The sequence below is a fragment of the Ditibartonella apis genome (genome assembly GCF_001952075.1).
Taxonomy (GTDB): domain Bacteria; phylum Pseudomonadota; class Alphaproteobacteria; order Rhizobiales; family Rhizobiaceae; genus Bartonella; species Bartonella apis.
Window position 1 is genome coordinate 1 of record NZ_LXYU01000006.1, and the last position, 6122, is coordinate 6122.

Sequence of the window (6122 nt, forward strand, 5' to 3'; positions counted from 1 at the left end):
GTGACAGAGACGGATAGTGTCGGCAATGAAAGCGATCCGACAGACGGCCGTAATCTTTTTATTGATCGCACACCGCCGGTTCTAGACGACAAGACCATCAAGCTTGTTGATGACAAGGAAACGAATGTCGGTGACTTCCCGAACTGGAACGAGAAGGATGACGGTAAGGGTGGAAAGATCAAGCTTACCAATGATGATACACCGACGATGAGCGGACGCGCGATTTCAAGCGACACCCAATCGGTCAATATTTATGACAATGGCAAGCTGATCGGTTCTGCCAAAGTTGACGAAAATGGTGACTGGAGTTTCACACCGCCAACAGGACACGGGCTTGGCGATGGCGTGCACGAATGGATAGCGCGTCCGGTTGATAAAGCCGGTAATGAAGGTCAGCCAACACCGGCCTATAAATTCGAAGTTGATACCAAGGGACCGACAGGGACACTCGGCAGTGATATCGGTTTGTGGGATGATGAGGGACCACAGACTGGCGAATTTGATGGTGCCAATGGCACCACGGCATGGAGCATAAACGATGCCGGTCATAAAGTAACCGACGATAAAACACCGGAGATCAAAGGCAAACTTCCGGCAGGAAGCGATGTCACGAAAGTGCATATCTATATTGATGGCACGCTTGCCAGTATTGTCAATGTTGCAGCTGATGGCACATGGTCCTATACGCCGCATTTGAGCTCGGGCACGCATAAAATCGAAGCCCGTCCGGCCGATGATGCGGGCAATGAAGGTGAGGCCAAGACCTGGGATTTTGACATTGCCGGAGCAGCTCCGGGAATGCCGGCCATTACCGGCATTTATAACAATGAAGAAAAAGAGATTGATGCATCCCATCCGGATGGCAAGTTCATTGATAAAAACCAGTTTACCAATGATGCCACACCGCTCATAAAGGGAACCGGTGATGCCGGTTCGTTTATCAATATCTATATTGGCGATAAACTTGTCGCCAAGGGGGTTAAGGTCGGGGGTGACGGCCATTGGGCAGTCGCGATTGATCCTTCATTGGTCGGTATTTTGCCAAATGGCGAGAGCTGGCAAATCCGTGCTTCGGCAAGTGACAGTGCCGGACAGGAATCCGACAAGACAGGGTTCTGGCCGATTAATGTCGATACATTAAAACCGACAACACCGGATCTGCCGAAGTTGGACGACCATGTCGGTGATAAACAGGGAGATGTAGCTGAAAACAGCACTATTGATGACAAAGCACCAACTATTCACGGAAAAGCTGGTGAGGGTAATGTTGTTGTCGATATTTATGATACTGTTGATGGCAAGACAAAACATGTTCAGACTGTTATGTCCGATGGCGAAGGAAACTGGAGCTATACGCCAACCGACCTCGGACAGGGCAAACATTCGATTACCACGACTTACACCGATAAGGCTGGCAATATCAGTGATAAGAGCCCGGCATTCGACTTTAACATTGATAGTTCGGCAATTCTCGTTTCGATCAATTATGCTGCAGATAATGCAGGCCATATTGTCAAAGATCTTGCAAATGGCGCAACAACGGATGACACGACACCGACGCTTTTTGGTACAACCACTTCCAACACAGTTGTAACCATAAAAGAAGGTGAAAAAGTTATTGGCACGGTTACCTCTGACGAGCATGGTAACTGGTCGTTTGAACTTCCCGAACAAACAAACGGGCACCATGTTTATACCGCTTCTGTGACAGCTCAAAACGGCAACAATGCCCATTCTGACTTTGCCCTTGATATTGATAATACGCCGCCTGCATCACCGGACATTACGCGTGTTCAGGATGACGTGCCACTAAACACCGATGATCTTGTTTCGGGTGGCAAAACCAATGATACCAAGCCGACATTTTATGGCGAGGGTAATCCCGGCGATACCGTGACCATTTATGACGAGATTGATGGTAAACTGGTCAAGATCGGCACGGCCAATATTGGTAATGATCATAAATGGGTATGCACGGTTGACGAGCTTGCCCCCGGTGCCCATCATTTCAAGCTCCAGACAACCAACAAGCTTGGCGTCGATAGCGAGAAATATACCGAATATGATCTGACGGTGAAGACAGATGCACCGACGCAAACGACGAGCCTGGTTTCGATTACGGAAGATCGGGGTTCCAGCGATAGCGATTTCAAGACCGGCGATGACAGTCTTGTTTTCAAATTCGGTGTTAATGAAAAATTGCCGGCCGGCTACAAGGTTCAGGTCAATGTTGACGGCAAATGGTATGATGCCACCTATGACGAGACTGACGGTTACTGGTATTATGACCATTCGAACATTCATCTTTCTGAAGGCGTCCATAAAATTTACGGGCGCGTTGTCGACGATGCGGGCAATGTCAAAGACGGTCCGGCACAGGACGTCACTATCGACAAGACTGCACCGATCGGTGGCGACTATCAGATTGTGATTGACAGCTTTACCGATGATGTCAATGAGGAGGGCGGGTCGAAGAGCCGTTCTAATGGTGAGGCAACCAATGATAATACGCCGACTTTGAACGGTCATACATCGGGTATGAAGCCTGGCGACTATGTCACTGTGCAGGTCAAAATCGGTGACGATTGGGTAACAATCGGCACAGCAAAAGTTGACGAGTCGGGCAATTGGAAGTTTGACGTCAAAGGAATACCCGGAGGCATAGCAAAAGACCATCTTGATGACGGCTATCACGAATTCAGAGGCGTTATCACCGATGAAGCAGGAAATCTTGGACAAGCCTCTTCCGGTTTCGGCCTGGATGTTACGACAACACCGCCACCTGTAATCAACGAAAGCGGCCTTGATCTTTTTGATGACCAGTTGCCGATAACCGGCACAATTGCAAAGGGTACAACCACCGATGACAGCCGTCCGACATTGAAGGGTGCTGCCAATTCGGTTGACCCGACAAAAGTGGAAAAAATCAATCTTTATGACAATGGCCAGCTTGTCGGAACCGGTAAAGTCAATAGCGACGGGTCATGGAGTGTCGAGCCGACAGTACCACTGCTTCAAGGCAATCACAGCTTTGTTGCCAAACCGGTCGATCATGCCGGAAACGAGCAACCGCAGGGAACAACGGCATGGGATTTCAACTTTGCTGGCCATGCACCGGCTACACCTTCTATCATTAATGTTCTGGATGACAATGGTGATACAATCCAGAAAGATGCGGTTACAAGCGATTCCACACCGCTTATCAAAGGGACAGGCACAACCGGTTCGACTGTTTATATTTATGTTGACGGGGAGCAAGTTGCGACAGCCAAAGTGAAGGACGATGGAACCTGGGAAACCACACTTCCGGCGCTTCCCAATCCGGCGACAGACCCGAATGGTACCCGCCATATCATTACAGCCAAAGCATTGGATAAGGATAGGACAACATGGAGCCATGAAACGGGTGGCTATCCGGTTATTGTTGACAGACAAGCGCCGGATGCACCCGATGCACCGACGGCCAAAGATGATCAGGGCAATACAATTACCGGAACAACGGCCGATTCAACGCCAACTTTGAGCGGCAAGGTCAACGGGCATCAACCCGGTGACAAGGTCAACATCTATCAGGATGGTGTGAAAGTCGGTGAGGCAAAGGTTAACGACCAAGGGGATTGGTCATGGACACCGAAGGATCCGTTAGGAAAAGGCAATCACCAGTTCCAGACATCTGTTAGTGATGCAGCCGGTAATGAAAGCGGCAAGGGGTCAGCGACCAATATCACGGTTGACACAAGCACGGTCAATGTCAGCATTGACTATCTTGTTGACGATCAGGCACCGATCGAAACACATGTTACAAATAATAGTAAGACCGATGACAGAACGCCGCTTATTGTCGGTAAAGCAACACCGAACTCTACTGTTGTTCTGACATATACCGACTCCAATAATCAGGTTCATGAGCTTGCAAAGGTTACGGCCGATGGTGAAGGCAATTGGTCTTATCAGGTCAAGGACAGTGAAAAACTTGGCGAAGGCCATTATGTCATTCATGCTGAAACCACGAGTCCGACGAATGTAAAATCGACAGCCGATTTCAATTTTGATGTTGATATAACGAACAATCAAAAGCCGTCGATTGATAGAGTAACCGATGACGTCGGCGCTGTTCAGAATGATGTTGTAAGTGGCGGCAGCACCGATGATACAACCCCGACAATTATCGGAAGTGGTGCAAAGCCATATCAGCAAGTCAATATCTATGACCAGGAAGAAAATAGTAAGGGCGAAAAGGGCGAAAGCAAGCTGATCGGTTCTGTCACAGCTGATGGCGAGGGAAAATGGAGTTTCACACCACCTTCTCCGCTTGGAGGAGGGGTAACACATCATTTAAGCGCCACCACTGTCGACGAGGTTGGTAACGAGAGTGAGCACTCTTCCAATTATGATGTGATTGTCGATATTACAGCGCCTGAACCGATCGCCAATGATACAGTTTCGGTGACCGATGATGTCAAAAAGGATGACAATGATTTTACCGGCCAACTTAAAAAAGACCAGTATACCAATGACAATCAACCCGAATATTCGGGAAAAGCACCTTCGGACGCAAAAACTGTCAATATTTATGATAATGGCAAGCTGATCGGTTCAACCAAAGTCAAGGAAGACGGGACATGGTCGTTTACACCTGACGAAGATCACAAGCTTTCTGAAGGTCAACATACATTGACTGCCCGTCCGGTGGACGCTGCCGGCAATGAAGGCACAGATTGTCAGGGGTCGGAATTTATTGTCGATACAATTGCACCAACTACAATGCCGATAATCGACGGCGTGTTGACCGATACCGGTACATCAGACAAAGACTTTGTCACGCAGGACAAGAATCCGACGATTCTTGTGCATGTAGAGAAGCCGCTTGCCGATAACGAACATGTCGAGATTTCGCTTGATGACGGGCAGACATGGATAAGAGCCGAATACAATCCGGAAACCCAACAGTATTATTATTCCGTCCCAAAGGGGCATGAACTGATCGATCAGGTCTATCACGTGAAGGCTCGTGTGGTCGATGCCGCAGGCAATGTCGGTCCGGTGGTCGGACATGATATGACGGTTGATACCACCCCGCCTGTCGACGGTTATACGGTTACGATTGACAGCTTCGATGATGATGTTGAAGCTAATATCGGCAATTATCCGTCAGGAACGACCACCAACGACAAGACGCCACTTCTTAAAGGCACTGTGAAAGGTGCACATGAGGGCGATGTTGTTCATCTCTATTATCGTGATAGCAAAGGCAATCTCCATAGTGTTGCCGATAACATCCATCTAGTCAAAAATACTGATGGCACTTATAGCTGGGAATACCAGCTTCCCGAACTTGCCGAAGGCAATTACCAATATGTTGCAGTTGTCAAGGATGCTGCCGGAAATGAAGGAAAACAGAGTAGCGATTTCTACCTTTATGTTGATACGACACCGCCAGTTTGGGGGAATACACAAAATATTAAACTGATGGACGACCAAGAGCCCAAGACAGGCGAGATACCGCATTCGGGTGGTGTCACCGATGACAACTATCCGGAAGTTCAGGCGGGCCCTGGAACAATTTCGGGAGCTTTGGGTGGTGTCGTAGAACTTTACGATGGAAACACCAAAATCGGTCAAGGCATTATTGAGTCAGATGGTTCGTTCAAGTTTACGCCTGATAAAGCGATAACCCCGGGACAACACCGTTTCCATCTGGTTGCTGTCGATGCTGCAGGTAACCGCACACCGCTTGATGATGTCAAATGGGACTTCAATTTTGCCGGACATGCTCCGGGCACGCCATCTATCACCAATATTATTGATGATTATAACAATCCGGAAGGCAAATCCGTTTACCTGCAAAAAGGCCAGTCGACGGATGACGCAACACCGACCCTTCATGGTATGGGAACTATTGGCACAACCGTTAACATTTATCAAAACGGCACAAAAATCGGCGAGACTAAAGTCGGCGAGGATGGCACATGGACCTTCAAACTTCCGGCCGCTTATGCCATGAAAGATACCTCGACCGATGGTCGTGGAACGGAATATAAGTTTACCGTTCAAGCGGTTGACCAGTTAGGTGCTTCGAGTTCAAAAACCGGCGAATATCCGATTGTTTATGATAATCAAGC

Annotated in this window: 1 protein-coding gene; it reads left to right on the forward strand. The window is 48.5% G+C overall.

Annotated elements, in window-relative coordinates; all coding sequences use genetic code 11:
- Window positions 1-6122: Ig-like domain-containing protein (locus PEB0122_RS11485; protein WP_143238854.1), on the forward strand; the 6122-nt coding region annotated here is incomplete at both ends.